Source organism: Halorussus halobius (genome assembly GCF_004765805.1).
Taxonomy (GTDB): domain Archaea; phylum Halobacteriota; class Halobacteria; order Halobacteriales; family Haladaptataceae; genus Halorussus; species Halorussus halobius.
On sequence record NZ_SBIU01000005.1, the window covers coordinates 316,192 to 342,476 of the forward strand.

26 protein-coding genes are annotated in these 26,285 nt (G+C 69.2%); 12 read left to right on the forward strand and 14 right to left on the reverse strand.

The annotated features are described in order from the left end of the window. Positions 1-44: 44 nt before the first annotated feature. Complete coding sequence (locus EPL03_RS15835) at positions 45-1,034, reverse strand: MBL fold metallo-hydrolase (RefSeq protein ID WP_135830302.1); 990 nt, start codon at positions 1,032-1,034, stop codon at positions 45-47. A 347-nt stretch (positions 1,035-1,381) separates the two neighbouring features. Between EPL03_RS15835 and EPL03_RS20155 the strand changes: the two genes are divergently transcribed. Beyond that, positions 1,382-1,552: a hypothetical protein gene (locus EPL03_RS20155; RefSeq protein ID WP_168216284.1), complete on the forward strand. Its 171-nt coding sequence runs from the start codon at positions 1,382-1,384 to the stop codon at positions 1,550-1,552. Between the two features lie 36 nt (positions 1,553-1,588). Here the strand turns inward: EPL03_RS20155 and EPL03_RS15840 are convergent, their stop codons facing one another. Next, complete coding sequence (locus EPL03_RS15840; RefSeq protein ID WP_135830303.1) at positions 1,589-2,311, reverse strand: uracil-DNA glycosylase family protein; 723 nt, start codon at positions 2,309-2,311, stop codon at positions 1,589-1,591. A 129-nt stretch (positions 2,312-2,440) separates the two neighbouring features. On the opposite strand from EPL03_RS15840, the gene msrA reads away from it, so the two are divergent. From msrA to EPL03_RS15865, 5 genes are all read left to right on the forward strand, one after another. After that, a complete protein-coding gene (gene msrA / locus EPL03_RS15845; RefSeq protein ID WP_135830304.1) occupies positions 2,441-2,989 on the forward strand; it encodes a peptide-methionine (S)-S-oxide reductase MsrA in 549 nt (182 codons plus the stop codon). 60 nt (positions 2,990-3,049) lie between these two features. Then, positions 3,050-4,240 carry an MFS transporter gene (locus EPL03_RS15850; RefSeq protein WP_135830305.1) on the forward strand — a complete coding sequence of 397 codons (1,191 nt, stop codon included), beginning with the start codon at positions 3,050-3,052 and terminating at the stop codon, positions 4,238-4,240. A gap of 125 nt (positions 4,241-4,365) precedes the next feature. After that, positions 4,366-4,800 carry a universal stress protein gene (locus EPL03_RS15855; protein ID WP_135830306.1) on the forward strand — a complete coding sequence of 145 codons (435 nt, stop codon included), beginning with the start codon at positions 4,366-4,368 and terminating at the stop codon, positions 4,798-4,800. Positions 4,801-5,031: 231 nt separating this feature from the next. After that, positions 5,032-6,060, forward strand: coding sequence for a TAXI family TRAP transporter solute-binding subunit (locus tag EPL03_RS15860; protein ID WP_135830352.1), 1,029 nt, complete (start codon positions 5,032-5,034; stop codon positions 6,058-6,060). A 228-nt stretch (positions 6,061-6,288) separates the two neighbouring features. Further along, complete coding sequence (locus tag EPL03_RS15865; protein ID WP_368277082.1) at positions 6,289-8,319, forward strand: TRAP transporter permease; 2,031 nt, start codon at positions 6,289-6,291, stop codon at positions 8,317-8,319. 33 nt (positions 8,320-8,352) lie between these two features. Here the strand turns inward: EPL03_RS15865 and EPL03_RS15870 are convergent, their stop codons facing one another. Beyond that, positions 8,353-9,846, reverse strand: a complete 1,494-nt coding sequence (locus EPL03_RS15870; RefSeq protein WP_135830308.1) for an acetyl-CoA hydrolase/transferase C-terminal domain-containing protein — start codon at positions 9,844-9,846, stop codon at positions 8,353-8,355. Beyond that, on the reverse strand, positions 9,846-10,475 hold the full coding sequence (locus EPL03_RS15875; protein ID WP_135830353.1) for a MaoC family dehydratase: 630 nt from the start codon (positions 10,473-10,475) through the stop codon (positions 9,846-9,848). Before EPL03_RS15875 ends, EPL03_RS15870 begins: the two co-directional genes overlap by 1 nt. A 199-nt stretch (positions 10,476-10,674) precedes the next feature. Here EPL03_RS15875 and EPL03_RS15880 point away from each other — a divergent pair, with 199 nt between their 5' ends. After that, positions 10,675-11,577, forward strand: coding sequence for a hypothetical protein (locus EPL03_RS15880; RefSeq protein ID WP_135830309.1), 903 nt, complete (start codon positions 10,675-10,677; stop codon positions 11,575-11,577). Between the two features lie 10 nt (positions 11,578-11,587). On the opposite strand, the gene EPL03_RS20160 is transcribed toward EPL03_RS15880, so the two are convergent. From EPL03_RS20160 to EPL03_RS15890, 3 genes are all read right to left on the reverse strand, one after another. Further along, the gene (locus tag EPL03_RS20160) at positions 11,588-11,728 is read right to left on the reverse strand and encodes a hypothetical protein (protein ID WP_168216285.1); all 141 of its coding nucleotides are present in this window, start codon (positions 11,726-11,728) and stop codon (positions 11,588-11,590) included. Positions 11,729-11,886: 158 nt separating this feature from the next. Beyond that, on the reverse strand, positions 11,887-14,538 hold the full coding sequence (locus EPL03_RS15885) for a heavy metal translocating P-type ATPase (protein ID WP_135830310.1): 2,652 nt from the start codon (positions 14,536-14,538) through the stop codon (positions 11,887-11,889). A gap of 683 nt (positions 14,539-15,221) precedes the next feature. Then, positions 15,222-15,545 (reverse strand): DMT family transporter, encoded by a 324-nt coding sequence (locus EPL03_RS15890; protein ID WP_135830311.1) that lies wholly within the window; start codon positions 15,543-15,545, stop codon positions 15,222-15,224. A gap of 169 nt (positions 15,546-15,714) precedes the next feature. Here EPL03_RS15890 and EPL03_RS15895 point away from each other — a divergent pair, with 169 nt between their 5' ends. Further along, the gene (locus tag EPL03_RS15895) at positions 15,715-16,206 is read left to right on the forward strand and encodes an acyl-CoA thioesterase (protein ID WP_210425019.1); all 492 of its coding nucleotides are present in this window, start codon (positions 15,715-15,717) and stop codon (positions 16,204-16,206) included. Between the two features lie 13 nt (positions 16,207-16,219). Here EPL03_RS15895 and EPL03_RS15900 read toward each other — a convergent pair whose 3' ends face one another. The 3 genes from EPL03_RS15900 to EPL03_RS15910 form a co-directional block, all read right to left on the reverse strand. After that, positions 16,220-16,411, reverse strand: coding sequence for a hypothetical protein (locus EPL03_RS15900; protein ID WP_135830312.1), 192 nt, complete (start codon positions 16,409-16,411; stop codon positions 16,220-16,222). Between the two features lie 61 nt (positions 16,412-16,472). Beyond that, on the reverse strand, positions 16,473-17,408 hold the full coding sequence (locus EPL03_RS15905) for a hypothetical protein (RefSeq protein ID WP_135830313.1): 936 nt from the start codon (positions 17,406-17,408) through the stop codon (positions 16,473-16,475). 297 nt (positions 17,409-17,705) lie between these two features. Further along, a complete protein-coding gene (locus EPL03_RS15910; protein ID WP_135830314.1) occupies positions 17,706-18,296 on the reverse strand; it encodes an AsnC family transcriptional regulator in 591 nt (196 codons plus the stop codon). Positions 18,297-18,460: 164 nt separating this feature from the next. Here EPL03_RS15910 and EPL03_RS15915 point away from each other — a divergent pair, with 164 nt between their 5' ends. The 3 genes from EPL03_RS15915 to EPL03_RS15925 all read left to right on the forward strand — a co-directional run bounded on the left by EPL03_RS15915 (position 18,461) and on the right by EPL03_RS15925 (position 20,496). Beyond that, entirely contained in the window at positions 18,461-18,700 is a 240-nt protein-coding gene (locus EPL03_RS15915; protein WP_135830315.1) for a hypothetical protein, read from the forward strand. A gap of 21 nt (positions 18,701-18,721) precedes the next feature. Next, positions 18,722-19,252 (forward strand): GrpB family protein, encoded by a 531-nt coding sequence (locus tag EPL03_RS15920; protein WP_135830316.1) that lies wholly within the window; start codon positions 18,722-18,724, stop codon positions 19,250-19,252. A 95-nt stretch (positions 19,253-19,347) separates the two neighbouring features. Continuing rightward, positions 19,348-20,496, forward strand: coding sequence for an acyl-CoA dehydrogenase (locus EPL03_RS15925; protein ID WP_135830317.1), 1,149 nt, complete (start codon positions 19,348-19,350; stop codon positions 20,494-20,496). 72 nt (positions 20,497-20,568) lie between these two features. Here EPL03_RS15925 and EPL03_RS15930 read toward each other — a convergent pair whose 3' ends face one another. From EPL03_RS15930 to EPL03_RS15945, 4 genes are all read right to left on the reverse strand, one after another. After that, positions 20,569-20,844: a helix-turn-helix transcriptional regulator gene (locus EPL03_RS15930; protein WP_135830318.1), complete on the reverse strand. Its 276-nt coding sequence runs from the start codon at positions 20,842-20,844 to the stop codon at positions 20,569-20,571. Positions 20,845-20,921: 77 nt separating this feature from the next. Then, a complete protein-coding gene (locus EPL03_RS15935) occupies positions 20,922-22,046 on the reverse strand; it encodes a two-component system sensor histidine kinase NtrB (RefSeq protein WP_135830319.1) in 1,125 nt (374 codons plus the stop codon). A gap of 70 nt (positions 22,047-22,116) precedes the next feature. Continuing rightward, positions 22,117-24,375, reverse strand: a complete 2,259-nt coding sequence (locus EPL03_RS15940) for an NADP-dependent malic enzyme (RefSeq protein WP_135830320.1) — start codon at positions 24,373-24,375, stop codon at positions 22,117-22,119. A gap of 75 nt (positions 24,376-24,450) precedes the next feature. Next, positions 24,451-25,578, reverse strand: a complete 1,128-nt coding sequence (locus tag EPL03_RS15945) for a M24 family metallopeptidase (protein WP_135830321.1) — start codon at positions 25,576-25,578, stop codon at positions 24,451-24,453. Positions 25,579-25,774: 196 nt separating this feature from the next. Between EPL03_RS15945 and EPL03_RS15950 the strand changes: the two genes are divergently transcribed. Beyond that, positions 25,775-26,251 (forward strand): COX15/CtaA family protein, encoded by a 477-nt coding sequence (locus tag EPL03_RS15950; protein WP_244605289.1) that lies wholly within the window; start codon positions 25,775-25,777, stop codon positions 26,249-26,251. The last annotated feature ends 34 nt before the right edge of the window (positions 26,252-26,285 follow it).

Consider the following 26,285-nt stretch of genomic DNA (forward strand, 5'->3'; position numbering starts at 1 on the left):
TCAGGTCGAGCGGGATAGATAGGTGCGGGAACGGCGACGCGCGCTCACTCGAACAGCGCGTCCACGTCGGGCGCGTCGTCGACGAGTTCGTATCCGGCGTCAGTGCGCTCGACGACGCCGTGACGGTCGAGGTGGTCGAGGTGCGCCCACGCCTCTCCCGGGCCGTGCATGACGTGGATGTCCGAGAGCTCGCCGAACAGGTCGGCGCTGACCGTCCACGGGTCGGCGACGCCGCGCTCGCGGAGGACCTCGAGGACGCGCTCGGTTCGCTCGCGGTGGTGGTCGATTATCTCGCGGGCCCGGCCCGCCGGGTCGTCGATGGCGTCGCGGTGACCCGGCCACGCTCGCGCGTAGTCGCCATCGACGATTCGGGCCAGCGAGTCGAGGTAGGTGCCCAGCGGGTCCTCGACTCGGGGGTCCGCGCCGCCGACGTTCGGGGTGTACTTGGGCAAGAGCGCGTCCCCCGACAGCAGTTCGCGGGGCTGGTCCCCGCCTTGGTCGCCATCGCCGTCGAACGCGAACCCCGTCAGCCCGGCGGCGTGGCCCGGCAGGTGGACCGCTTCGAGCTCCGCGGTCCCGACCTCGAATCGGTCGCCGTCCGCGAACGTCTCCACGGTCGGGGGGTCGCCCTGAATCTCGGCGTGGAGGTCGAGGAAGTCGAGGAGTTCGGCCGCCTTCTCGTCGGGCGTCCCCCAGCGCTCGAACAGGTCGCGCTCGGCTATCTCCTCGGCGTGGGTCGAGTCCGCGCTCTCGACCATCGGCGCGTCGGCCTCGTGGACGTAGACGGTCGCGCCGCTCGCCCGCTGGATTTCGCCCGCCAGCCCCGCGTGGTCGTGGTGCCAGTGGGTGAGCAAGACGACGTCGAGGTCCGAAAACGAGACGCCGTGGTCGGCCAGCCCCGCCCGGAGTTGCTCGCGGGCGTCCTCGGTCGCGACGCCGGTGTCGACTAGCGCGGTGGTGTCGCCGTCCGCGCCGAACAGGTACGCGTCGTTCCGCCCCTCGAAGACGGTGTTTCCGAGCTGGATGCGCTTCACGGTCCTACTCGGCGCGTGGCCGACAAGTCGCTTTCCCTCTCGCGGTTCGCTCCACTCGCGCGGCGGAAACGGCGTTCAACTCGCGCCGGGGTGACTGGCGTCGCGAACCGGGTATGTTCGCGTCCCGCACGGCTCCGCCAGCGCCATCACCGACCGGGTCCACCCCCGAGGGCGGGACGCCGACCCGGTGAAGTGGCGACGCGCCGACGGAGCTGCGGCGCGGGGTTCGACGCCCCGCTCGACGACCGGTAGCGGACCGACCTCGCCGTCCGGCGGGACGCGATTCCGTCGGCTCCGGCCCCGAGAACGGCACTACCGTTTTCAGGGTGGCCGCCGTCGTAACTCGCATGGCGATACCGAAACCCACGTCGCCGCTGGAGGTCGCGGCGGTGGCGGCGGGCGCGCTGGTCGGCGTCGTGGTCGTGTTGCCGCTGCTCCCGCTCGTTCTCGACCTCGTGGTCGGGGCGGTCAGGGGCGTCTTCGAGGTCGTCGTCCCCGGCGGGCGCACGTACGAGTGAGCCGCGCCGGCCTCGATTCGCTCGGGGCGACTCGCGCTACCGCACCTCGTAGGTGTCCTCGGTCGCGACGAACCGGCTCAGGTCGGCGGTCTGGCGGTAGTCCGATGCCAGCAGGTCCGACAGCGAGGCGACGAGGCGCTCGCGGTCGCCGCCGTGGGTCTGGTCACCGTCGTCCCACTCGCTCGGCTCTCGAATCGGAACGATGAGGAACCCCCGGCCGGGGACGTGTTCGGCGTGAAGTCCGGCCATCCCCTCGCGGTCGAGCAGTGCCTCGCGGGCGGCGTAGGTCCGGAGGACGTGGCGGGTCGCGGGCTCGCCCACGGGCAGGAGGACGTGGGCCGCGATGGCCCGCAACTCCGCGTCGAAGAACCGCTCCATGTCGTCGTACTCGCGGTCGGTCGGCGCGCGGTCGCCGGGCAGCGGGCAGGCGTGGCGGTAGCTCATGAACAGGTTCTCGACCGCCGGGGCGTCGCCGTCGGCGTCGCCGAGCAGCCCCACCTCGCGGAGCACGGACTGGAGGCGCTCGCCCGCCGCGCTTCCGGTGAACGGGACGCCGGTTTCCCGGCCGCCGTGAACGCCGGGATGGTCGCCGACGAGGTGGAAGTCGGCGTTGGCGTCGCCGTAGCCGTGGACCGCCGAGACGCCCGGCGTTGCGGAGGCGTCACCCTGCGTCGCACTACCGCCGTCAGCCGAGGCGTCGGCGGCGCAGGGCGGCCGCATCCCGAAGGGGTTGCTGATTCTGTCCGTGACGTTCTTCACGGCGCGACGTACGGGAACGGACGGTAAAACCGGCGCGGTTTCGAGGACTACCACTCGACCGACGCCGAAACCGAACGCTTCCCCGCCGCTTCCCGCAGACCTAACCGTCCGCGTCCCCTACGCCAGCGCATGACGCGAGATGCCGACACCGAGACCGCCACCCTCGCCGGCGGGTGCTTCTGGTGTACCGAAGCGGCGTTCAAGGAACTCGACGGCGTCGTCGAGGTCACGTCGGGGTACGCGGGCGGTCACGTCGAGGACCCGACCTACGAGGCGGTCTGCTCGGGCGACACCGGCCACGCCGAGGTCGTGCAGGTCGAGTACGACGCCGACGAACTCGACTACGAGGACGTGCTGAAGGTCTTCTTCACGGTCCACGACCCGACGCAACTCAACCGGCAGGGGCCGGACGTGGGCACCCAGTACCGGTCGGCGGTGTTCTACCACGACGACGAGCAGAAAGAGACCGTCGAGCGGTTCGTCTCGGCGCTGGAGGCCGAGGGAGCCTACGACGAGGGCGACGTCGTCACGGAGATAGAGCCCCTGGAAGAGTTCTACGAGGCCGAGGCGTATCATCAGGACTACTACGAGAAGAACCCCAACGACCAGTACTGCTCGATTCAGGCCGAGCCGAAGGTCCAGAAGGTGCGCGAGCAGTTCTCGAAGCAGGTCCAGTAACGGTTCGGACGCTCCGCCGACCCGACCGCTTTTCCCCGTCCCCGTCGTTAGCAGGCGTGGATGGGGCTCTACCGGCTCGTCTCGCTTGTCTTCCTCTGGCAGCTCGCCGCGAGCGTCTGCTACTACGCCGTGTTCGCGGCGACGCCGTTCTTCCGCGACCAGTTCGAACTCTCCGGGGCCGAGGTCGGCCTCGTGGTCACGGCGCTCACGCTGGGCTACGCCGTCTTCCTGCTGCCGCTCGGCGCGCTGACCGACCGATTCGGCGAGCGTCGAACGCTCACGGTGGGCCTGCTCGGCCTCTCGACCGGTTCCGTCCTGGTCGCGCAGGCGTGGTCGTACCCCGCGCTCTTGGGCAGCGCGTTCGCGCTCGGTTCGCTGTACGGCACGGCGATGCCCGGCACGAACAAGGCCATCTTCGACGGCACGCCGCCCGGCCGCCAGAACCTCGCGATAGGTCTCAAGCAGGTCGGGGTCACGGCCGGCAGCGGCGCGAGCGCGCTGCTCGTGACCGGCATCGCTGGCGTCCTCGTCTGGGAGGCGGGCTTCTACGTCGCGGCCGCGAGCGGCCTCGCGGTCGCGGTGGCGTTCTGGCTCGCCTACCGCGGCTCGGGGAGCGCCGAGGAGGCGAGCTACCCCGACTTCCGGCGGCTGGCGCGCAACCGACCCTACCGGTCGCTGGCGGCCGCCGGATTCTGTCTGGGCGCGGGCCTGTTCACCACGACCGGCTACACCATCATCTACGTCGACGAGTCGGTCGGCGCGTCGGTCGCCTTCGGCGGGTTCGTGCTCGCCGCGCTCCAGGTGTCGGGGAGCGTCGGCCGGGTCGTCACGGGCTGGCTGAGCGACGTCCTGTCCGGCGAGCCCCGACGTCGCATCGGTGCCATCCTGCTCGTCCAGTCGGTGGCGAGCGCGGCGCTGTTCGTCGTCGTCGCGCTCGCCGACGGCCGACTCGCGGCGGCGGCCGCGTTCGTCGCGCTCGGATTCTTCGCCCTCGGGTTCACCGGCGTCTACTACTCCTGCATGGCCACGCTGGTCCCCGCCGAGGAGATGGGCGGTGCGACCGGCGGCGGCCAGCTCGCGCTCACCGGCGGCGCGCTGGTCGCACCGCCGGCGTTCGGCTACCTCGCCGACGCGGTTGGCTACCGCGCGAGCTGGGTCATGCTCGCGGCGCTCGCGCTGGTCGGAGCCGGGTTCGTCGTCCGCGTCCTCGCGACCGAACCGCCCGACGACGTCACCGCGGCCGCCGAGTGAGTCCGGCGGCGCGTGCGCTCGACGACGCTGGGCCCCGTCGCGACCGCTCCGTGGGTCCGGCCGCGACCGCTCCGGTGGACCAGCCGACCGCGAACCTTATGAATAATCATGTAGAATCTGCCTCCATGTACCGCGTCCTCGCGGCGGTCGACGAAAGCGACCAACGACTGGCCACGCAACTCGACGCACTCGGCGCGCTGCCCGGCCGGGACGACCTCTCGGTCACCGTCTTGCACGTTCACGAGGAGATTGAGGTCGCTGCCGACGAGGCTGGGGCCGCGATGATAGAGTCCATCAACGAGGACATCGACGACCTGCAGGGCGTACCCGACACGGTTTCGAGGGCCGTCGCGCACCTCGACGACCTCGGAATCGAGTCGACGGTCACGACCGTCCGCGGCGACCCGGCCGCCGCGATTCTGGAGGTGGCCGAGGAGGTGGCCGCGGACGCGATTCTCGTGTCGGCCCGCCAGCGCAGTCCGGTCGGGAAGGCGGTGTTCGGTAGCGTGACCCAGAGCGTCGTCCTCGACGCCGACCGGCCGGTCCTCGTCGCGAAGTAACGTTCGATGGCGGCGCTCGTGCGAGCTAGACCGGTCGGGGTCCCCGCCGAGGCGGCGACGAACGAACGCGCTCGCGGGGCGTCGGCCGCCCGCCGCCATCCGAGTGTCGGATATTATCCACGACCGCGACCAATATCAGCCGATAATATAATGAAAATACATTATATTTATGTGGGGCGTCGTGGTGGGTGCCACTGCATGCCGGGGAATGACAAGGCCAGACGGGACGTGTTGAAAGGCGCGGCGACGCTGGGCGTCATCGGCGTCGCGGGGTACTCGGGGAGCGCCGGGGCGGACGACGGGACGCAGAACTACCAGATAGTCATCGGCGGGACCTCGTCGGGGAGTTCGACCCAGCAGGCGGGGCAGGCGCTCGCGCGCGCCGCCCAGCAGCACAGCGACGTCCTCGACATCTCGGTCCAGGTGACCGACGGATGGACGGCGAACCTCTACGAGTTCGACAACGGCAACCTCTCGTCCATCGGGGTGGACAACAACTCGCTGTCGAAGGCGATGAACGAGGAGGGGCCGTTCGCCGACGAACCGGTCGAGAGCCTCCCGATGCAGGGGTTCGTGTTCACGAACCTCGAAATCTACTGGGTGGCGATGGAGGGGTCGGGCATCGAGTCCACGGCGGACCTCGCGGACGGCGGGTACACTATCTACCCCATCCAGCCCGGCTTCGGGACGCGGCTGCTCACCGAGGAGATAATCCAGGAGGCCGGCCTGTGGGAGCCAAACGAGATTCTCAACCTCGACACCAGCGACATCGCCGGCGCGGTCGAGGAGGGCCGGGTCGACGCGCTGTGCATCTACGGGGCGAACGGCGTCAACCTCTCCAGTTGGGTCCAGGAGGTCGACGTGCGGTCCAACGGTCAGCTCTACGCCATCGAGGTCGACGACAGCTTCCGGCAGGCCATCGAGAGCGTCGGCGGCGCGCGGCTCGCCGAGATCGAGCCCTACGGCTGGGAGCAGGACGTGACGCGAGTGACCGACGAGACCGTCTCGTGGGTGCTGTCGGGCCAGTGGGCGTTCGGTCCGGACGTGCCCGCCGAGGCGACTCGCGAGGTCGCGCGCCTCTCCAGCGAACACTGGGAGGCCATCCGCGAGGCGGACCCGACCGCGCTCGACCACTCGGGCGTGGAGTCGATGACCGAGGCGGTGATGCCGGAACTCGAAATTCACCCGGGCGTCGCGAACTACTGGGAGGACAACGGCGTCTGGAACGACGAGTGGACGCGGGGCGAGACGAACGAGTAATCCCCGCCCCGCATCGGTTCCCCGCCGATGCCGACCCGACCAGCGTGACGTCGACGGGAGCGAACCGACCATCGAACGACGCGAGCGGAACGCGCGAGCCCCGAACCACGAGTAAACCACTCCGAACGTGACATGAGCGAACCAACTCCGAACGCGACCGCCGAGGCCGAGCCCGAATCCGACGTGGGATTCGACCGCGAGGACCCGTGGGACGCCGAACTGGTGTCGATGCGGAACCTCCTGATAGCCCTCTCGGTCGTCTTCTGGGGGGCCGTCATCTGGTACGCCTACGACCAGACCTGGGCGCGAGCCCGGTACGGCGTCCTGTTCCTCGGCGGCGTCCTCGAACTGTACGTGCTGACCGAACTGATGGCGCTGACCGACAGCGACGGCCGCGCGAACCTGTTCGACGACCTCCGGGAAGCGTACGGGCCGGGCAACCGGCTCGACGCCGCGGTGCTGTCGCTGTGTGCGCTCGACGTCGCCGTCACCACCGCGTACATGTGGGTCAACTTCCAGGCGCTGTACGTCGAGCGGGCGGGCCGCGCGCTGTCCCACGAGTACGCGATGGCGGTCGCGTTCTCGGTCGTGATAATCTACCTGACGTGGCGGTCGTTCGGCCCCACGTTCCTCGCGGTGGTCCTGGTCGGGTTCGCGTACGGCTACTTCGGAGCCTACGCCCCGGGACCGCTCCAGCACGGGGGACTGGGAGCCGAGCGCATCCTCCGGACGGTCGTCATCAGCGTCGACGGCTTCTTCGGGTTCCTGACCCAGCTCGTGGCCGCGTGGATAGCGCTGTTCCTGCTGTTCGCGGGGTTCCTGAAGGCCTACGGCGCGTTCGACCTCATCATGCGGCTCGCGTTCCGGTCGGCCAAGTACATCGACTCGGGCATCGCCCAGACCGCCGTGCTGTCGAGCGCCATCATCGGGTCGGTCAACGGGAGCCAGACCGCCAACGCCGGGATGACCGGCTCCTTTACGATTCCGCTGATGAAGCGCAACGGCGTCAAGCCCGAGACCGCCGGCGCCATCGAGGCGGTCGCCTCGACGGCGGGGCAGGTCCTCCCGCCGGTGATGGGGGCTGGCGCGTTCATCATGGCGTCGCTCATCACCGGCATCACGTACGTCGACGTGATAATCGCGGGACTGATTCCGGCGACCATCCTGTCTCTGACCATCTTCGTCGCGGTCCACTACGTCTCGGCTCCCCAACTGGCCGACGCCAACGCCGACCGGTTGGTACACGACCCGCTCCCCCGCGAGGAGTTCCTGATGGAGGGGCTGAAGTACGGCCTCCCGATGGGCGTCCTCATCTACAAGCTCGGCGTCGAGCAGGTCACCGTGATGACGGCGGCGCTGTGGACCGCCACCACGATGCTGCTGACGGGCGTGTCGATACCCGTGATGCGGTCGGGGGCCGGCATCAGCGACGAGCCGGCGGTCGCGGCGCTCAAGCGGACGCTCTGGGAGACCCTCGACGGGGCCCGCGAGGGCGTCATCGTCCTCGCACCGGTGACCATCATCCTCGCGGCCATCAACGGCGTGGTCGACATCCTGACCGCGACCGGGGTGCCGACCTCCATCTCGCTCGCGCTGCTCGACCTCTCCGGGGGCGTCCTGCTGGTCGCGGCCATCCTCTCGATGATAATCTGCATCGTGCTCGGGCTGGGGATGCCCACGACCGCCTCCTACACCATCGTCGCCCTGCTGGTCGCGCCCACGCTCATCAGCCAGTTCTTCCTCCCCGAACTCGCGAGCCACTTCTTCGTGTTCTACGCCGCCATCCTCGCCGGGCTGACCCCGCCCATCGCGACCTGCGTGGCGGTGGCCTGCGGCATCGCGGGCGCGGACTTCTGGCGGAGCTGTCTGGAGGCCATCAAGATATCCGCGCCGCTTTTCATCCTGCCGTTCGTGTTCGTCTACCACCCCGAAATCGTCTCCGCCGAGTTCGACTCGCTCACGCTGACCTCCGGCGGGTTCGCCCTGCTGGGAGCGATCGCGGTCATCCACGGCATCAACTACCCGTTCGAGTTCGGGCAGGTCGCGACCGCCGCCTCGCGGCTGGCGTTCTTCGCCGCCGGCGTGCTCGCGATGGTCTACCCCTCGCGGACCGTCCAGGCCGGGGCGCTCGCCGCCGTGGTCGCGATGTACCTCCTCCAGTCGTTCGCCGGACGGCCGAGTCCGGTCGCGACCCTCCGCAGCCTGTTCGGACTGGCCGACCGCTCGCCGTTCGACCGGGGCGAGGCCGAGCGCGAGTGACCCGCTCGGCCCGAGTGGACGCGACCCGACGGCTCACTCGTCCCACGAGAAGGCGGCGTCGAGGTCGTGGGGAAGGTGGCCGCCGCGCGCGCCCTCGCCACCGTCGGCGTCGTCGCCTCCCCGGCGCGCACGGTCGAGGTACGCGCGCAGTCGCTCGCGAAAGTCGGGATGTGCACACTCCTCGACCAGCAGTCGGGCGCGCTCCCGGGGCGACGTGCCGCGCAGGTCCGCGACGCCCTGTTCGGTGACCACGACGTCGACGTCGTGTTCGGTGTGGTCGACGTGCGGGACCATCGGAACGACCCGCGAGACGTCGCCGTCGGAGGCCGTCGAGGGGAGCGCGAACACCGACAGCGCGGCGTTGCGCGCGAAGTCGCCGCTCCCGCCGACGCCGTTCACCATCCGCGTCCCGCCGACGTTGGTGGAGTTGGCGTGGCCGTACGCGTCGACCTCCAGCGCGCTGTTGACGGCGACGACGCCGAACCGGTCGATCAGCGCCGGACTGTTGGACACGTCGGTCGGGCGCAACACCACGTCCTCGGCGTAGCGCTCGGCGTCGGCGAACAGCCGGTCCTGGCCCGAGGCCGACAGCGCCAGCGAGGTCGCGCTGGCCGACCGCAACAGCCCCTCGTCGAGCAGGTCGAGCAGGCCGTCCTGTATCACCTCGCCGAAGTACACGAGGTCGCGGTCGCCGACGTCGGCGTCGCCGAGCGCGCCCATCAGGGCGTTGCCGAGGCTGCCGACGCCGAACTGGAGCCGCACGGATTCGGCGAACAGCTCCGAGCGCTCGACCTCTGCTTCGAGGAACTCACAGAGGTTGGCGGCGATCGCGCGATCGTCGGCGGTCGGCTCCCGGAACTCGTAGGGGTCGTCGCGCCGGTCGAGTTCGACCACGGCGGCGAGTTTCCCGGGGTCGAACTCGACCCTCGGACTCCCGACGCGCTCGCCGGGGCTGTCCACCGGAATCGGCTCGCGGTCGGGCGGCGTCCCCGGCCGGTAGACGTCGTGAAATCGTTCGAGCGCCCGGGGCTGGGCCGCGTTGACCTCCACGACGAGCCGGTCTGCGGCCTCGACGAACGCGGGCGTCTGGCCGAGCGAGGTCGAGGGGACCAGCCAGTCCTCGCCCGCCGCGACCGCCTCGACGATTGCGACGCTCGTCGCGTCTGTCGCCACGAGACCGCCGTACTGCACGTCGTCGCCGACGCCGGCGACGTGCCGGTCGGCGAACGCCACCCGGCCGTCGTTGACGGCCGCCCGAATCTCGGGGCGGGCCTGGAACGGGAACCGGCGCCCGACCGCGTCGGCCTCGACCAGCGCGGCGTCTATCTCGCCGCCGACGCTCCCGCCGCTGACAACCGTCAGCGCGAGGTCCCGGCCGGAGTCGGCGAGCGCTTCGGGCACCGCCTTCGGGTAGCCGACGCTGCCGAAGCCGCTGACCAGCAGCGCGGCGTCGTCGGGCACGGCGTCGGCGGCCTCCTCGGCGTCCCGGAGCGGGAGGTCGCCCGACAGTCGGTCCGATTCGGCCATCAATCGAGGTCCTCGGGCTGGGTACCGACGCCTTCGGGCCAGCCGGTGGGTCGGGCCGCCGACGGCCGTGCGGACTCGCGCTTGAGCACCATCGGCGTGCGTTCGAGCGAGAGCACGAGGTCGTCGTCCTGATTGTACGCCCGGAGTTCGGTGGTCACGATGCCGACGTGGTCCCGCGAGTCGCTCTCGCGCTTGTCCAGCACCTCGCTCTCGGCGAAGATGGTGTCGCCGTGGAACACGGGCGCGTGGTGGCGGATATCGTCGTACCCCAGATTCGCGGTCGCGTTGGCGGACACGTCGACGACGCTCATCCCGACCGCGAGCGCGATGACGAACGTGCCGTCGACCAGTCGCTCGCCGAACTCCGTCTCGGCGGCGTACGCCTCGTTGAAGTGCATCGGGTTGCAGTTCATCGTCAGGTTGGTGAACCAGACGTTGTCGGTCTCGGTGACCGTCCGCCCGTAGGGGTGTTTGTACACGTCGCCGACTTCGAAGTCCTCGAAGTAGCGGCCCTGCCACCCCGCCACGAGTCGCCTGTCCCGGTCGGTTCCGTCGCTCGCGGCGGCGTCCTCGTCGGTTCTCCCGTCTTCGTCGGTCGGTCCGTCCTCGGCTGTCGGGTCGTCGGTCATGGTTCGAGCGTGGAAGTCCTGGCCGTCCCTGTACGGCGGGACGGCGTTCGCGTCGGTCACGTCTCCACCGACTCGACGCTTAAATCCTCGGGTGCGGGCCGACTGTCGGCCGAGCCGACCCCCGCGACGCGGATGGGGGAGCCGTCCGGCTGGCGACTGATGACAACCCCTTTCAGCGGCGTCTCCGTACGCCGCGACGATGCCCCCCAGCGACGCGGTCGGGCTGTTCGCCGGTGCCGTCGCGCTCGGGGCCGTCCACGGCGTCGAGCCGGGTCACGGCTGGCCGGTGGCCGCGAGTTACGCGCTCGAGCAGTCGAACAAGTGGCTGTACGGCTTCGCTGCCAGCGTCATCATCGGCGTGGGGCATCTGGTCAGCAGCATCGCCATGGTGGTGGCCTTCTTCTTCGCAAAGTCGTACTTCGGACTCATGCAGGTCAACGAGCCCATCGCTATCGACGCGCTCGGGGTCCGAATCGGCGGTCCGGTGGACCTCGTGGCGGGCGTCCTGCTGATACTCCTCGGCGTCAGGGAGTACGCACACGGGCACAGTCACTCTCACGGTGGCTCGCACGGCGACGACGATAGCCACGGGCACGGTCACTCACACGCGGACGATGGCCACGACTACTCCAACGACGACGACCACGGACACGCTCACTCGCGCGATCACGACCACTCGCACGGCCACGACGACCACGACCATTCGTACGGCCACGACCACTCGGACCACGGCGAGGAGCGGGGTCTCTTCGCCAGACTCAAACTCGCGCTTCCCTTCGTCGGCGGACACGCTCACGGCTCCGCCGAGGACGCCGCCGACCGGGGGTTGTGGAGCATCGCGGGCTTCGCGTTCGTCCTCGGGTTCGCCCACGAGGAGGAGTTCGAGATTATCGCGCTGTGTGCGGGCTCCGAGTACTGCCTCTCGCTGATGAGCGCCTACGCGCTCACCGTCATCGTCGGCATCGTGGCGCTCACGCTCCTGCTCATCGCGGGCTACGAGCGCTACGAGGAGCGCGTCGAGCGCTACACCGACTACCTGCCGGCGTTCTCGGCGGCGGTGCTGGGACTCATGGGTGTCGGGTTCGTTCTCGGGGTCCTGTGAGTTTCGGGGCTCAAGACTCGCGTCGCCGTCGGCTCAGATGCGACGAGAGCCGGCGGACGAGCCACCAGAGGGCGACCGTCCCGACCGCGATGGCCGCGACCGACGGCGAGAACAGCGTCGTTCCGCCGGGGGTCGATAGCGGAAGTTGCACGTGCTCCAGTTCTCGCTCGGGGGCTGTCAACCTTTCCGCGACCGAAAATCGACCGACTGTAGGGATTCCTCAACGCAGGAAGCCCAGCAACTCGTAGTCGTGGTCCGGCGTGTACCGCCGACGGAGACAAGCTCCGTCGAGGCACACGCCTCCTCGGATTATCGCCACCTGTACAGGAGGCGATAATCCTCGTCCGGCGTGTACCGCCGGAACAGCAGGCTGTTGGTCAGCACGCTCACGCTGGAGAACGCCATCGCGCCGGCCGCCAGCACCGGCTGGAGCAGGCCCAGACTCGCCAGCGGAATCATCGCGGTGTTGTACCCCAGCGCCCAGAACAGGTTCTGCTTGATTTTCGCTAAGGTCCCCTCCGAGACTCGGATGGCCTTCAACACGTCGGCGGGGTCGTCGCGCATCAGCGTCACGTCGGCCGCCTCGATGGCCACGTCGGTCCCTGAGCCGATGGCCGCGCCGACGTAGGCCGCCGCCAAGGCGGGCGCGTCGTTGACGCCGTCGCCGACCATCATGGCCTCGCGACCTTCCGACTGGATGGCTTCGACCGCGTCGGCCTTGTCCTCGGGCAGGACCTCCGCGCGGACGTTCCCGGGGTCGATGCCGACCTGCTCGGCGACCGCGCGGGCCGTGCGCTCGTTGTCGCCGGTTATCATCATGACCTCCTTGCCGCGGCCGCGGAGGTCGGCGACCGCGTCCGTCGCGCTCTCCTTGACCGTGTCGGCGTCGGCGACCACGCCGATCAGCTCCCCGTCGACGGCCACGAGCATCGCAGTCTTGCCCTCGCGTTCGAGCCGCTCCATCGTCTCCTCCGCACGCGAGGGGTCGACGCCCTCGTCGTCGAGCAGTTTGCGGTTGCCCACCAGCACCTCGCCGTGAGAGGTCCTCGCGCGGACGCCGTGGCCGGGCACGTTCTCGAAGCTCTCGGGGTCCTCGACCGTGAGGCCGCGTTCCCGTGCGCCTTCGACGATAGCCCGTGCGAGGGGGTGTTCGCTGCCTGTCTCGGCGCTCGCGGCGGCGGCGAGGACGAACGCCTCGTCGACCTCCTGCTCGGGCGCTTCGAGTGCGCCGCCGTCCGAGCGGGGCGCAGTTTCTCCGCCGTCCGGGGCCGCGTCGGCGTCGCCGCCGGACTGTGAGTCCGGCGGCGACGCCCCGAGCGCGACCACGTCGGTCAGCCGCATCTCGCCCTCGGTCAGCGTGCCGGTCTTGTCGAAGACCACGGTGTCGACGTCCCGAACCCGTTCGAGCACGTCGCCGCCCTTGAACAGCACGCCGTTGCGCGCGCCGATGGAAGTGCCGACCATCGTGGCCGCCGGGGTGGCGAGCCCGAGCGCGCAGGGGCAGGCGATGAGCACCGCCGAGGCGAACACGACCACCGCGAACTCGAACGTCGAGATGGTGCCGCCCGCCGCCGCTTCGGGGCCGCCGGCCACCAGTCCCCACAGGGGCAGCGAGTCGACGAAGCCGGCCAGCGCCTCGGGGAAGAGGAACCAGACCGTCCCCCACAACAGCGCGTTGGCGATGACCGCGGGCACGAAGTACGCCGAGATGCGGTCGGCGAGCTGCTGAATCTCGGGCTGGCGGCTCTGGGCCTCCTTGACCAGCTGGACGATTTGCTGGAGCGCGGTCTCCGCGCCGACCTTGGTTGCCTCGACCTTCAGGACGCCGTTCTCGTTGACGGTCGCGCCCACGACCTCGTCGCCGGGCGACTTCTCGACCGGGACCGACTCGCCGGTCACCATCGACTCGTCGACCGCGCTCTCGCCGTCGACGACCACGCCGTCGGTCGGGACCTTCTCGCCGGGCCGGACCACCATCACGTCGCCGACCGCGACGTCCTCGACGGGAACCTCGGTCTCGTCGCCGTCCCGGACGACGGTCGCGGTGTCGGCCTCCATTTCGAGGAGTTTGCGGAGCGCCTCGCTGGCCTGCCCCTTCGACCGGGCTTCGAGGTAGTTGCCCAGCGTGATGAACACGAGGATGAACGCGGCGGTGTCGAAGTAGTAGCTCCCCGCGAGCAGGTCGAGCAGGACCGCGACCGAGTAGACGTACGCGGTCGAGGAGCCCAGCGCGATGAGTACGTCCATGTTCGCGGTCCGGTTTCTCACCAGTGCGGTGTAGGAGTTCTCGTAGAACTCCTTGCCGAGCAGGTACTGGACGGGCGTCGTCAGCCCGAACATCACCCAGCCGAGCGGGACGCCGAGGACGGCGTCACCGAGCAGGCCGTCGAACAGGTGGTGTTCGAGCATGAAAAACGCCAGCGGGAGCGACAGCGCCGCGCCCAGCAGCGTGAGGTTGCGCTGTCGGCGAATCTCCTCCTGGCGGGCGGCGTCCCGTCGGTCGGCGCTCGACGACCCGCTGTCGCCGTCCTCGCTCGGCTCGTCCTCGCGGATGGGTTCGTAGCCCGCGTCCTCGATGGCGGCGTAGAGGTCGCCGAGGTCGGCGTCGTTGGGGTTGTACCGAACCGTCCCCTCGTCGGTGGCGTAGTTGACGTCCGCCTCGACGACGCCCGGCGTGGCTTCGAGCGCCGCCTCGTTGGTCTCCGCGCAGTTCGCACACGACATGCCCGAGATGCCGACCGTCACCCGCTCTGCCACCGGGTCGTAGCCCGCGTCCTCGATGGCCGCGTAGATTTCGGCCAGCGCGGTCTCGTCGGGGTCGTACTCGACGGTCCCCTCGTCGGTGGCGTAGTTGACGTCCGCCCGGGTCACGCCCGCCAACTCCCCGAGCGCACCCTCGACGGTGTTCGAACAGTTGGCGCAACTCATGCCTCGGACATCGAGGCGTGCTGTTCGGGACATAGTAGTCACCTTGTCGTATCGTAGGGGGCCCACGTTCAAGCGATTTGTCCCTAATGGAAGTGGGGTTTCGAGCCCCCCGATTCTTTTTCGAACCAGGTTATTCGCCGCTCCATTTTCGTTTCCAAACTCGGACTCGGCGTTCCGGGCGGAGCCGTCGGGCGCTGCTGGCTCGACCCGGCGACTACATCGGGTTTCGAATCCGGAGTTCGAGATGGGGCGCGTGCTGGATTGGAATCTCTTCCGGCGCGTGCTGGCGCGGTCCTCGTGACCGCCCCAATTCGCGCGAGGGATGAGGCTTGCGGGACGCCGAGGCGTCCCGCTGATCTGCGAACGTGGGTCGCAGACATCGCAGCGCAGCGAGAAGCGCAATCGGCTGGGGAGGTGTGAGGCCCGCCGTCGCGGGGCTGTGCGGTCGCGGTGCGGTCTCTCACAGGTCGAGGCAGTAGCTAGCTTCGCACTCTCATCTCCCCGTCTTTCCGGACGGACTGAGCTAGCTTCTCTCGACTGCCTGCCCGTTTCCGGACGGACTGAGCTAGCTATGGTCGATGCCTATGAGAGACAGCCCAGCACCGACACCGCCCGTTCAGCACCGACACCGCCCGCCCAGCACCGCCACCGCAGCCGCAACCGCCACCCGGACCGATGTGTTCACCGTCGAGTCCGGTGTTCGCCCGACCCGAGACTCAGTGCCCGCCCGAGACGAAGTGGAGTCCGACGATGCCGACGACGATGGCTCCGATGAACAGCGAGCGCGACAGCGTCGCGGGTTCGTCGAACAGCACGATTCCGAGCGTGGCCGTCCCGACCGCGCCGATGCCGGTCCAGACCGCGTACGCCGTCCCGACGGGAAGCTCCTCGACCGCCTTCGCCAGCAGGACCATGCTGACGACGAGCGAGACCGCGGTGGCCGCCGTCGGGAGCGGTTTCGAGAGCCCGTCGGAGTATTCGAGTCCGACGGCCCACCCGATCTCGAACAGCCCCGCGACGAACAGCACGTACCACGACATGGCGGGTCGTTCTCGCTCGCGCCCGCTATAGGTTGCGCTGTGGGTCGAGCGCGCCGGCGCGGCAGTCGAGCTAGCGGTGGGAGTCGGGCGCACCGCCAGTTATGAAAATTCATTTTGTATAGTACAAACGAGGTAGTTTTATCCGGGCGGAGCGTCGACTCGCGAGCACATGAACCAGCACGCCGTCGAGACCGCCACGCTCGCGGAGTCGCACACCGAGACGACCGAGATTCTGATGCCCGACGACACCAACAACCTCGGCCGGGCGCTGGGCGGGTCGGTCCTCCACTGGATGGACATCTGCGGTGCCATCTCGGCCCGGCGGTTCTCGCGCCGGCAGGTGGTCACGGCGTCGATGGACCACGTCGACTTCCTGGCGTCCATCGACCTGGGCGACGTGGTCGTCACCGAGGCCTACGTCTTCGAGACCGGCGAGTCGAGCATGGAGGCGAAGGTCGACGTGTACGCCGAGCGCCCGAGCAACGACGAGCGCCGCGAGACCGCGACCTCCTTCTTCACCTTCGTCGCGCTGGACGACGACGAGAACCCGGCGAGCGTCCCCGACCTCCGGTGTCCGACCGACGAGCAGGAGGAAAAGCGGCGGGCCGCGCTCGACGAGCGCGCGAGCAGGCGGGCCGAACTCGCCGCGACGGACCAATAGTAGGATACCCTAACTAATCCGCCTCGTGGACCGCCTCCCCGCGACGGAGTCGCGAGGCGATGGTGAACGTCTGCTCGGCCGACCGTCGCGTCGGGACGTGGGCGGAGACGTAGCGCGCGGTCGCGACGAGGTGGGTCCGCGCGCGCTCGGGGTCGTCGGCGTCCGCGACCGGGACGAACTCCGAATCTGTTTCGCTCGTCGCCATGTCGCGAGGTATACCACCGACCCTCAAAACCGTTCCCGGAAGCGCGTTTTTGTAAGGATACCTAGTCGAACGAGTCGAGTCGCCGCGAGAACGACACCGACGCGTCGCCCGGGGAGTCGGCCGGCCCCTCGCGGTCGGGGCGGTCGGGCGGGACTCCCGACCGCCCGTCGAGCAGGTCCCGGCGCTTCTCGGTCAGCTTCGCGGCGAACGTCTCCTTGGCGTCGAGGCGCTCGTCCTCCCACGCCCTGATGCGCTCGTCGGGGATGTGCTGGCGGTGGTGGAATCGGAGTTCGACCTTGCTCAGCATCGTGATAAAGGAGTCGAGGAACTCCTCGACCGCGGCGTAGTCGGGGTCGTCGGCGTCGACCAGCAGTTCCACGGTGTCGTGCCACTCCACGAACAGCTCGTAGGCCTCGGGGTAGTCGTCGCGGGGGTAGGTGTCGACCATGCGTTCGAGCGAGTCGACGACGAACCCGCGCGTGGAGTGGTCGGTCATCCCGAAGTCCCCGAGCGTCGACTGCTCGTCGAGGTCGACCCGCTCCAGTCGCTCCCGGAGCCGGTTGTACGTCCGGACGAACTCGTTGGGGACGTGCTTGCGGTAGAAGTGCTTGCCGATGGCCTCGGCGTTCGAGCTCGCGAACCGCTCGACCGCCCAGTCGACCGCCTCGTCGACGACCGCTTTGCGCTCGTCGGGGACCGCGAAGTGCCAGTCGCAGACGTCGTCGGCCGGGAGGTAGCGCCGGCCCGGCCAGTGGTTGGCCGACGGCGCGATGTAGAACTCCCCCTCGAGGGTGCGCTCGTCGACCACCTCGCCGTACACGTACCAGTAGCGGGGCAGGCCGGCGTCGTGGTCGAACTCGGCGTCGAGGTGGCGGGCGACGAGACAGCTCAACTTGTGGAACTTCGAGCGCGAGATGGCGTTGGGCGCGGCCTCGTCGAGTTCCGCGAGCAGGCGATAACAGAGGTACTCGCGCTCGCCGAACTCGGGGTCGCTCACGCGCACCAACCTCCCGAGCGCCGAGCGCGCTCGGCGCGCCGCGCCCCGCGGGAACGCCGCGCCAACCGACCGCTCGCTACGGGCCGAAATCGAGCGACGGGCCTGGGGGAGTCGGTAGGGTGCATGGTCGTAGTTCGGCCGCGAGAGCGTCTTGCGCCGGGCTTACATTCCGACCAGTACCGAAAGCATCATGATAAAGGTTCGTCCTTCGGTCGCGGTCGCGTTCCCTGGGGCAGAACCGGCAGCTCGCGGGACCGACGAGCGACGGCGTCCGGCGAAGGCCCCGAGAGAGCGGCGTCAGGCCGCTTCCTTCAGCTCCTCGTACTGCTCGACGAACCGCGACTGGCAGGACGAACAGCAAAACTGGTAGCGCTCGCCGTCGATGCGGGTCGACTCGCCCTCACTGGTGACGGTGTTGCCACACTCGTCGCACGTCAGCGCGAACTCCGCGTCGCCGGGCTGGGGGAACCACGACGAGTCCGACAGCAGGCGCACGTCGTAGGTCCGGACGGCGTCGAGGTCGACCGCGTCGGCCAGCAGGGGCTCGACCGCGTCGTCGACCAGTCGGGCGTGGAAGACCACGCTCCCGTCGGCGGTCTCGAAGACGTGCTCGACGCCGTCGATGTCCTCGACGTCCGCGCGAACGTCGGCGACCCGGCCCGGTTCGACGGTGAGGTCGACCAGCACCGCGACCCCCTCCGAGAGCAGCGAGCGGTCGACGTCCACCGTGAATCGCTCGATGACCCCGAACTCCCGCAGTCGGTCGATTCGGTCCGAGACCGTGGGCGGGGACAGGCCAACCGCGTCGGCGATCTCGTTGTAGGGCCGGCGGGCGTCGGCCACGAGCAACTGGAGAATTTCGAGGTCGGTCTCGTCGAGTTCTTGCATCGGTGAGGAACTTTCACCCAACAATAGAAACATGTTTCGGCACGCTCCGACGCGGGCGTCGAAACCGGGGTATCCGGGCCCGCACGACCCGGGGACGGACTGGTCGACTCGGTCGTCGGTCCGTCGGCCCAACGTTTATTCTCACCGCCCCCGTCCGAACGGATATGCTTCCGACGCCGAAAGACGCCGCCAAGGTGCTGGTCGGCGCACCGCTGAAACTCCAGAAGAGCCGGCTCAACGTCGCGATGCTGCTCGCGCAGGCCGCGTTCGCCCTGCGGAACGGCAAGCCCACGCGGGCGTTCCTCCTGCTGGGTGCGGCCAGCGTCGCACCGCGCCACCCCGCGGTCTCGACGCTGTTTCAGGGCGCGCTCGCGGCCGACGACGTCCGGCGAAAGCTGTTCTGAGGCGACCGGACCACGGAACCGATGACGGGACTCGAACGCGGGACGGTCGAACTCGTCGCCCACCGGCCCGAGTGGAAGCGCCAGTACGAGGCGGAAGTCGCTCGGCTGGCGTCGGCCGTCGGCGACCGACTCCAGTCGGACGACTTCGAGCACGTCGGGAGCACGGCGGTCGAGGGACTCCCGGCGAAACCCGTCGTCGACCTGTTGGCGGTCGTCGACGACGCTGACGAGGCGAGAGCTCTCGTCCCGGTCCTCGACGACCTCGGCTACGAATACCGACCGAACGACGGCGTCGCGGACCGGCTGTTCCTGGCCAGGGGGCCGCGGACGAATCGGACCCACTACCTCTCGCTGTGCGAGCGCGACAGCGACTGCTACCGCGAGCAAGTCGCCTTCCGGGACTATCTGCGGGCTAACCCCGAGGTCGCGGCCGAGTACGAGGCACTCAAGCGCGAGCTGGCCGACGCGTATCCCGACGACCGACCGAGCTACACCGAGGCCAAGGGCGAGTTCGTCGAGGCGGTCCTCGCGGACGCGATGGACGGGGAGTGAGTGGGGACGCGATGCGCGAGTGCCCAGCGCAACAGTGGTGCTGGCGAGCGCTCCGAAGGGAAAAGTAAAGGACGACTCCGCCGAATCTCCTCCGCATGGACTTCAGCCTCTCGCCCGAGCAAGAGCAGATTCGCGACATGGTCGCGGAGTTCGCCGACGAGGAGATAAAGCCCCGCGCCCACGAGATAGACGAGACCGACGAGTTCCCCGCCGACCTAATCGACGAGATGGCCGAACTGGGGCTGATGGGGATGCCGTTCCCCGAGGAGTACGGCGGTGCCGGCCTCGACTACCACTCGTACGCCATCGGCCTCGAAGAGATTTCGCGCGGGTCGGGCGGCGTCGGCACCATCGTCGCGGCCCACACCAGCCTCGCGGGCAACATGCTCTACGAGTTCGGCGACGAGGACCAGAAGCAGGAGTATCTGACCCCGCTGAACCGGGGCGAGGACGTCGGCGCGTTCGCGCTCTCGGAGGCCGGCGCGGGGTCGGACGTGCCCGCGATGGGCACGACCGCCGAGTACGACGCCGACGCGGGCGAGTACGTTGTCAACGGCGGGAAGCTCTGGATTTCGAACGGCTCGGTCGCCGACACCGTGACGCTGTTCGCCAAGACCGACCCCGAGGCGGGCAACAAGGGCATCTCGTCGTTCGTCGTCCGGCCCGAGGAGGACGAGGGCTTCCACGTCGAGGGCACCGAGGACAAGCTCGGCGACAAGGGGTGTCCGACCGCCGAGTTGCGGTTCGACGACATGCGCATCCCCGAGGACCGGCGACTCGGCGAGGAGGGTCGCGGGTTCGTCCACGCGCTCAAGACCTTGAACGGCGGCCGCATCACCATCGCGGCCCGCTCGGTCGGCATCGCGCGCGCCGCGCTCGAAGACGCCCTCGAGTACTCGCAGGACCGCGAGCAGTTCGACCAGCCCATCTCGGAGTTCCAGACCATCCAGCACAAGCTGGCGGACATGGACACCAAGGTCCAGGCCGCCAAGATGCTGATGCACCGCGCGGCCGACCGCAAGATTCGCGGCGAGGACTACGTCAAGCAGGCCGCCCAGGCCAAGCTCTACGCCTCGGAGGTCTCCCGCGAGGTCGCCAACGAGGGCGTCCAGATTCACGGCGGCTACGGCTACACCAAGGACTTCCCGGCCGAACGCTACTACCGCGATTCGAAGCTCAACGAGATCTACGAGGGGACCAGCGAGGTCCTTCGCAACACCATCGCGAACGAACTGCTGGAGTGACCGGGTAGGGGCTTTCCGAGGCCCCGTCTCGACTCCTCCGTCGACCCCCGAACTGACGACGCAGTCTCCCGACTACTCGATACGCTCGCGCATCCACTCGTACTGCTCCTCGACCCGCGCCTCGCCCGCGTCGGTCAGTGCGTACACCTCGTGAATCCCGTCGGTCCGCCGCTCCACGAACCCCTTGTTTTCGAGCGATTCCAGCGCGCCGTAGAACGACTTCGAGTCGATTCGGGCGTCGTAGCGGTCTTCGAGTCGGGTCTTGAGCGACTGGCCGCGAAGCTCGTCGGCCTCGTACAGCAGGACGCAGAGGTCGCGCCGCCGGCCGCTCTGGAGCCACTTGGGCATGGTGGTGGCGTCGGGCCGGGTACACACGACACTTTCGCTCGGGGGCGAATCGCTCCCGGCCGCCGTCCGCCGTCGCGTCACTCGTCGGTCGCCGTCTCGACGCCGGTGAACTCGAAGCGAGCGCCGCCCTCGGCGCTCTCGGTGATGGCGTACGCCCAGCCGTAGGCGTCGGCCAGCTCGGCCACGAACGTCAGGCCCAGCCCGATTCCGTCCTCGTCGGTCGTGTAACCCGCTTCGGCGACCTTCTCGCGCTCGGCCTCGGGGATTCCCGACCCCGTGTCCTCGACGTAGAAGCCGTCGTCGAGCGGACCGACCCGGACCGTCACGGGTGGGTCGTCGCGCTCGGCGGACGTACCGTCCGGCGGGCCGTCGCCCGCGGACCCGTGTTCGACCGCGTTCCGGAACAGGTTCTCCAGCAACTGCTGGAGGTGCGTCCGGTTCACCCGGAATCGCTGCGAGGTCGTGACCGCTATCGTCGCCCGGCCGGTCGACGTGTTCGCCCACGCGTCCGCGACGACCTCGGACAGGTCGACCGTCTCCCGACCGTCGACCCCGTCGTTTCCGCGCGCGAGCATCAACAGCACCTCGATTATCTCGTCGATGCGGTCGAGGGCGTCGGCTATCTTGGCGACTGTCGCGCCGTCCCCGTCGTCGTGGACGAAGTCGAGGTATATCTGGGCCACCTGCAACGGATTCCGGAGCTCGTGGGCGAGCATGCTGGCGAACCGTTCGAGCCGCTCGTTTTGCTTCTCCAACTCGCGCTCGACCGCCTTCCGGGCGGAGATGTCCCGGAACGTCCCGACGAAGTAGTGCTCGCCGTCGTGGACGAACTCGTTGAGCGAGATGGCCAGGGGCACCTCGTGGCCGTCGACGTGCTGGCCGGGTAGTTCGACGTACGTCCAGTCGATGTGCTTGTTCCCGGTTTCGAGGTACCGCTGGAGCGCCTCCGCGTGGACGTGTCGGAGGCGCTCGGGGATGATGGTCATCTTCGACGCGCCGACGAGTTCCCCCGGCGGGTAGCCCAGGATGCGCTCGACGGCGGGATTGGCGTACCGGATGACGCTGTCGTCGTCGAGCATGATGATGCCGTCGGCCGACGCCTCCGCGAGCGCGTCGAAGGCCTGTCGGCGCTCGCCCGGGCCCCGGACCCAGCGCGCGGCGGAGGTGCCGGCGTGGTCTGTCTCCCGCGATTGCTCCCCCATCGGCGTCCCCTACGCAGCACGGAGGGATAAATTCGATGTTGTCCTTGAATGCCGTCGCGCTTCGCTCGCGTTACTCGTTCTGCTGGGCGTCGACGACAGCCACGCCCGCCAGATTCACGATGTCTTTGACCTCGTCGCCCCGCTGGATGACGTGGACCGGCTTGTCCATCCCGACCAGCATCGGGCCGATGGCCTCCGCGCCGCCGAGCCGCTGGAGTAGCTTGTACCCGATGTTGCCGGCTTCGAGGTTGGGGAAGACGAGCACGTTCGCGGGGTCGTCGAGGTCCGAGAACTCGTAGGTGCCGTTCAGGATGTCCTCGACGACCGCCGTGTCGGCCTGCATCTCGCCGTCGACCGGGAAGTCGGCCTCGGGGTCCGCGCGGAGGGCGTCGGCGGCCCGGCGGGGCTTGCGCGTGCCCTCGTTGTCGACGCTGCCGAAGTTCGAGTACGACAGCATCGCCGCGCGGGGTTCGACGTTGAACCGGCGGGCGAGTTCGGCCGTGTGTTTGGTTATCTCGGCAAGCACTTCCTCGTCGGGGTCCTGATTGACCGTGGTGTCCGCACAGAAGATGATGCGGTTCTTGAACGTCAGCAGGTACACCCCGGCGGCGTACTCGGCGTCGTCGGCCGTGCCGACGACCTGCAGGGGCGGGCGGAGCGCCGAGGGGTAGTGGTGGGTCAGCCCGGTCAGCATCGCGTCGGCGTCGCCCTGCTCGACCATCACGCTGGCGAAGTAGTTGCTGTCCTTGGCGACCAGCTCCTCGGCCTCGCTCCGAGTGATGCCCTTCCGTCCCCGGAGTTCGTAGAGTCGGTCGACGTACTCGTCGTGGTCGGCGGTCGACGGGTCGGCGATCTCGGGGTCGAACGCCAGTCCGAGCGAGTCGGCGGTGGATTCGATGGTCTCGCGGTCGCCGACGAGTATCGGCTCCGCGATGCCCTCCTCGACCATCTGGTAGGCGGCCCGAATCATCTTCTCGTCGTCGCCCTCCGCGAGTGCGACCCGCTTGGGGTCGGACTTGGCCTTGTTGAGGACGACCCGCATCATCTCGCGGGACTTGCCCAGCCGGGCCTCCAGCGTCTCGACGTACTCGTCGGCGTCGAGTTCGCTCCGGGCGACGCCCGACTCCGTCGCGGCCTCGGCGACCGCGGGCGCGACCTCGAACAGCACGCGCGGGTCGAGCGGTTTCGGGATGATGTAGTCGGGGCCGAACTGGAGGGGCTGGTCGCCGTAGGCTTTCACCACGGCGTCGGGGACGTCCTGCTTGGCGAGGTCAGCGAGCGCCTCGGCGGCCGCGACCTTCATCTCCTCGTTTATCTCGGTCGCGCGCACGTCGAGTGCGCCCCGGAAGATGAACGGGAACCCGAGGACGTTGTTCACCATGTTGGGGTAGTCCGAGCGCCCGGTGGCGACGATGACCGTGTCGTCGCGCGCGCTCTTGGCGTCGTCGTAGCTGATTTCGGGGTCGGGGTTCGCCATGGCGAAGATGACCGGCTCGTCGGCCATCGACCGCACCATCTCCTGGGAGACGATGTCGGCGACCGAGAGGCCGACGAACACGTCCGCGCCCGCCATCGCGTCCGCGAGGTCGCCCTCGGGCACGTCGCGGGCGAACTCGGCCTTGAACTCGTTGACGTCGCCGCTGTCGGCGCGGTCCTCGGTGATGATGCCCGAGGAGTCACACATCGTGATGTTCTCCTTGCGCGCGCCCAGCGAGACGTAGAACCGCGCGGTGGCGATGGCCGACGCCCCCGCGCCCGAGAAGACGATGTCGAGGTCTTCGAGATTCTTGCCGTTTATCTCGGTGGCGTTGAGCAGGGCGGCCCCCGAGATGATGGCGGTGCCGTGCTGGTCGTCGTGGAACACGGGCACGTCCATCTCCTCGCGAAGCGTCTCCTCTATCTCGAAGCACTCGGGAGCCTTGATGTCCTCGAGATTGATGCCGCCGAACGTCGGCTCCATGGCCTTCACGCTCCGGATGAGCTCCTCCGGGGCGGCCTGGTCGAGTTCGACGTCGAACACGTCGATGTCGGCGAACCGCTTGAACAGCACGCCCTTGCCCTCCATCACGGGCTTGGATGCCTGCGCGCCGATGTCGCCCAGCCCGAGCACCGCCGAGCCGTTCGAGACGACGCCGACGAGATTCCCCTTCGCGGTGTACTTGTAGGCGTCGTCGGGAGTCTCGTCTATCTTGCGGCACGCGGCGGCCACGCCCGGCGAGTACGCGAGGCTGAGGTCGCGCTGGGTGTTCGTGGGTTTCGTCGTCGCGATCTCGATCTTGCCGGGTGGCTCCCGGCTGTGATAGTCGAGCGAATCTTCGTCGAGTCCCATGGCGCGACACATCGCACCCGCGACTAAAAAACTATCCGAAGCCGTCGAACGACGGTTCGACGGGCGTCGAACTCCTCAGGCCTCGTCGCCCACCACCAGCACGTCGGGCCGCTCGACCGTCGCGTCGTCCTCTCGTGGGGCCACCGCAGTCGTGGGCCACCGGCCGGTGTCGGTCAGCACCTCGAGCTCGCCGTCCGCGACCAGCACCGTGTCCTCGCTCTTGGCACCCGCGACCGTCGGATTCCACGCGTAGGCCATCGGCGCGGTGACGGGGTCGTCGGCGTCGGGCGCACCGAACCACTCCCGGCCCGCGAACCCGGCCGCCCCGCCCTGATGGTGCTCGCGCCACTCGTCGGGATAGCCGACCGCCTCGTAGGCGTCCCGAATCGCGGCGAACACGTCGCTCGCCGTGCCGGCCGTCTCGCCGCGCTCGCCCCCACCCGCGAACTCGCGGGTGGCGGCGAGCGCGGTCGCCTCCACGGTCCGGGCGGCGTCGTGGCGCTCGCGGAGGTCGGCCAGCGACTCGTCGTCGAGTTCCGACGCGAACGCCACGGTCCGGGTCGCGCTGGCGTGAAGGCCGTCGCGCTGGGCCGTAACCGACACCAGCGCGTAGCCGCCGAGTTCGGCGTCGGTCGGCGTGTAGTGGCGGTACCGGCGGGCGCGCTCGGCTCCGCCGACCAGCGCCACGGGCGACTCGATGCCCCGCGCCGAGAGCGCGACCCGGAGCGCGGACGCGACCTCGGATTCGGCGTCGCCTGGCTGGAGCTCCCGACAGACCGCCTCGACGGCGGCGGCGGTCTCGCGGCCGAGTTCGCGATAGGTCTCGACGTCTGCGTCGGTGAGCGGCTGGCGGAGCGGGGAGGCGTCGACCGACGCCATGCCCGGCACGTCGAAGTCGGCGGCGGCGGGGTCGGGGCTGCGGTCGGCCACGGCCTCCGCCAGCGACGACTCGTACCAGTCGAACGCGGCGACCCGAACGTCGTCGGGCAGTTCCTCGTCGCGGAGCCGGTCGGCCTCGACGTTGTTCGTCACGGCTTCGAGCCCGTCGCCGTCGTAGCCGACCGCCGCGACGCCGACGTCGGCCTCGCGGTCCACGACGCTGTTCGCGCCGGTCAGCCACGCGACCGAGTTCGGCCGGGCGAACCAGACGGCTTCGAGGTCGCGCTCGGCCAGGAGGGCGTCGAGGCGCTCGCGTTTGGACATACGTGGCGGGTGGGGAGCGACCGCCTTGAATGGGGCGACTTCGGTGATTCTTCGCTCGTTCCCAGCGCCCGGAAACGGTCGAACAGACCTAAGTACGACCGGTCGAAACTTTCGGCAAGGGAGTTCAAACCGTGTACGTCCACACTCACCGAGTCGGGCAGACGGGGCGAGTCGCGCAGACGGGAGGCGAGCGCTGATGGTCCGATTTCGCCACCTCGCGGCCGTCACCACCGGTCTCACCTTCACGCTCATCCTGCTGGGGGTCTACACCGCCGCGATGGGCGCGGGGCTGTCGTGTTCGGCCCAGTGGCCGTTCTGCGACGGCGGCCTGATTCCCCAGACGTTTCCGAGCTTCGTCGAGTGGTTCCACCGCCTGATAGCGATGATAGCCGGGTTCTTCATCCTCGGCACCACGGTCGGCGCGTGGAAGTACCGCGGCCAGCGCCGGATTCGCGGGGCCGCGACCCTCGCGCTGGCGGCCACGCCGCTCCAGATAGTGCTGGGCGGCGCGACCGTGTTCGTCTACACGCCGGTCGTCCAGGTGGCCCACCACGCGGCCGCGCTGGTCATCTTCGGGTCGCTGCTCGCGACGACGCTGTGGGCCTACGAGACCGACCGCGCGCCCGACGCCACCGCGAGCGAGTCGGCCAAGGGCGTTCCGAGCGACGACTGAGGCTGATTTTAGGCGCGCTACCGTCCGAACGTCG

Excerpts from the sequence above, each read along its gene's own strand:
- EPL03_RS15945 (WP_135830321.1), bottom strand. The coding sequence starts at position 25,578 with ATGTCCAAACGCGAGCGCCTCGACGCCCTCCTGGCCGAGCGCGACCTC.
- EPL03_RS15915 (WP_135830315.1), top strand. The coding sequence starts at position 18,461 with ATGCTTCCGACGCCGAAAGACGCCGCCAAGGTGCTGGTCGGCGCACCG.
- EPL03_RS15875 (WP_135830353.1), bottom strand. The coding sequence starts at position 10,475 with ATGACCGACGACCCGACAGCCGAGGACGGACCGACCGACGAAGACGGG.
- EPL03_RS15890 (WP_135830311.1), bottom strand. The coding sequence starts at position 15,545 with ATGTCGTGGTACGTGCTGTTCGTCGCGGGGCTGTTCGAGATCGGGTGG.
- EPL03_RS15880 (WP_135830309.1), top strand. The coding sequence starts at position 10,675 with ATGCCCCCCAGCGACGCGGTCGGGCTGTTCGCCGGTGCCGTCGCGCTC.
- EPL03_RS15855 (WP_135830306.1), top strand. The coding sequence starts at position 4,366 with ATGTACCGCGTCCTCGCGGCGGTCGACGAAAGCGACCAACGACTGGCC.
- EPL03_RS15850 (WP_135830305.1), top strand. The coding sequence starts at position 3,050 with ATGGGGCTCTACCGGCTCGTCTCGCTTGTCTTCCTCTGGCAGCTCGCC.
- EPL03_RS15930 (WP_135830318.1), bottom strand. The coding sequence starts at position 20,844 with ATGCCCAAGTGGCTCCAGAGCGGCCGGCGGCGCGACCTCTGCGTCCTG.
- EPL03_RS15865 (WP_368277082.1), top strand. The coding sequence starts at position 6,289 with ATGCGGAACCTCCTGATAGCCCTCTCGGTCGTCTTCTGGGGGGCCGTC.
- EPL03_RS15885 (WP_135830310.1), bottom strand. The coding sequence starts at position 14,538 with ATGTCCCGAACAGCACGCCTCGATGTCCGAGGCATGAGTTGCGCCAAC.
- msrA (WP_135830304.1), top strand. The coding sequence starts at position 2,441 with ATGACGCGAGATGCCGACACCGAGACCGCCACCCTCGCCGGCGGGTGC.
- EPL03_RS15910 (WP_135830314.1), bottom strand. The coding sequence starts at position 18,296 with ATGCAAGAACTCGACGAGACCGACCTCGAAATTCTCCAGTTGCTCGTG.
- EPL03_RS15940 (WP_135830320.1), bottom strand. The coding sequence starts at position 24,375 with ATGGGACTCGACGAAGATTCGCTCGACTATCACAGCCGGGAGCCACCC.
- EPL03_RS15895 (WP_210425019.1), top strand. The coding sequence starts at position 15,715 with ATGAACCAGCACGCCGTCGAGACCGCCACGCTCGCGGAGTCGCACACC.
- EPL03_RS20155 (WP_168216284.1), top strand. The coding sequence starts at position 1,382 with ATGGCGATACCGAAACCCACGTCGCCGCTGGAGGTCGCGGCGGTGGCG.
- EPL03_RS15900 (WP_135830312.1), bottom strand. The coding sequence starts at position 16,411 with ATGGCGACGAGCGAAACAGATTCGGAGTTCGTCCCGGTCGCGGACGCC.
- EPL03_RS15935 (WP_135830319.1), bottom strand. The coding sequence starts at position 22,046 with ATGGGGGAGCAATCGCGGGAGACAGACCACGCCGGCACCTCCGCCGCG.
- EPL03_RS15925 (WP_135830317.1), top strand. The coding sequence starts at position 19,348 with ATGGACTTCAGCCTCTCGCCCGAGCAAGAGCAGATTCGCGACATGGTC.
- EPL03_RS15950 (WP_244605289.1), top strand. The coding sequence starts at position 25,775 with ATGGTCCGATTTCGCCACCTCGCGGCCGTCACCACCGGTCTCACCTTC.
- EPL03_RS15920 (WP_135830316.1), top strand. The coding sequence starts at position 18,722 with ATGACGGGACTCGAACGCGGGACGGTCGAACTCGTCGCCCACCGGCCC.
- EPL03_RS15870 (WP_135830308.1), bottom strand. The coding sequence starts at position 9,846 with ATGGCCGAATCGGACCGACTGTCGGGCGACCTCCCGCTCCGGGACGCC.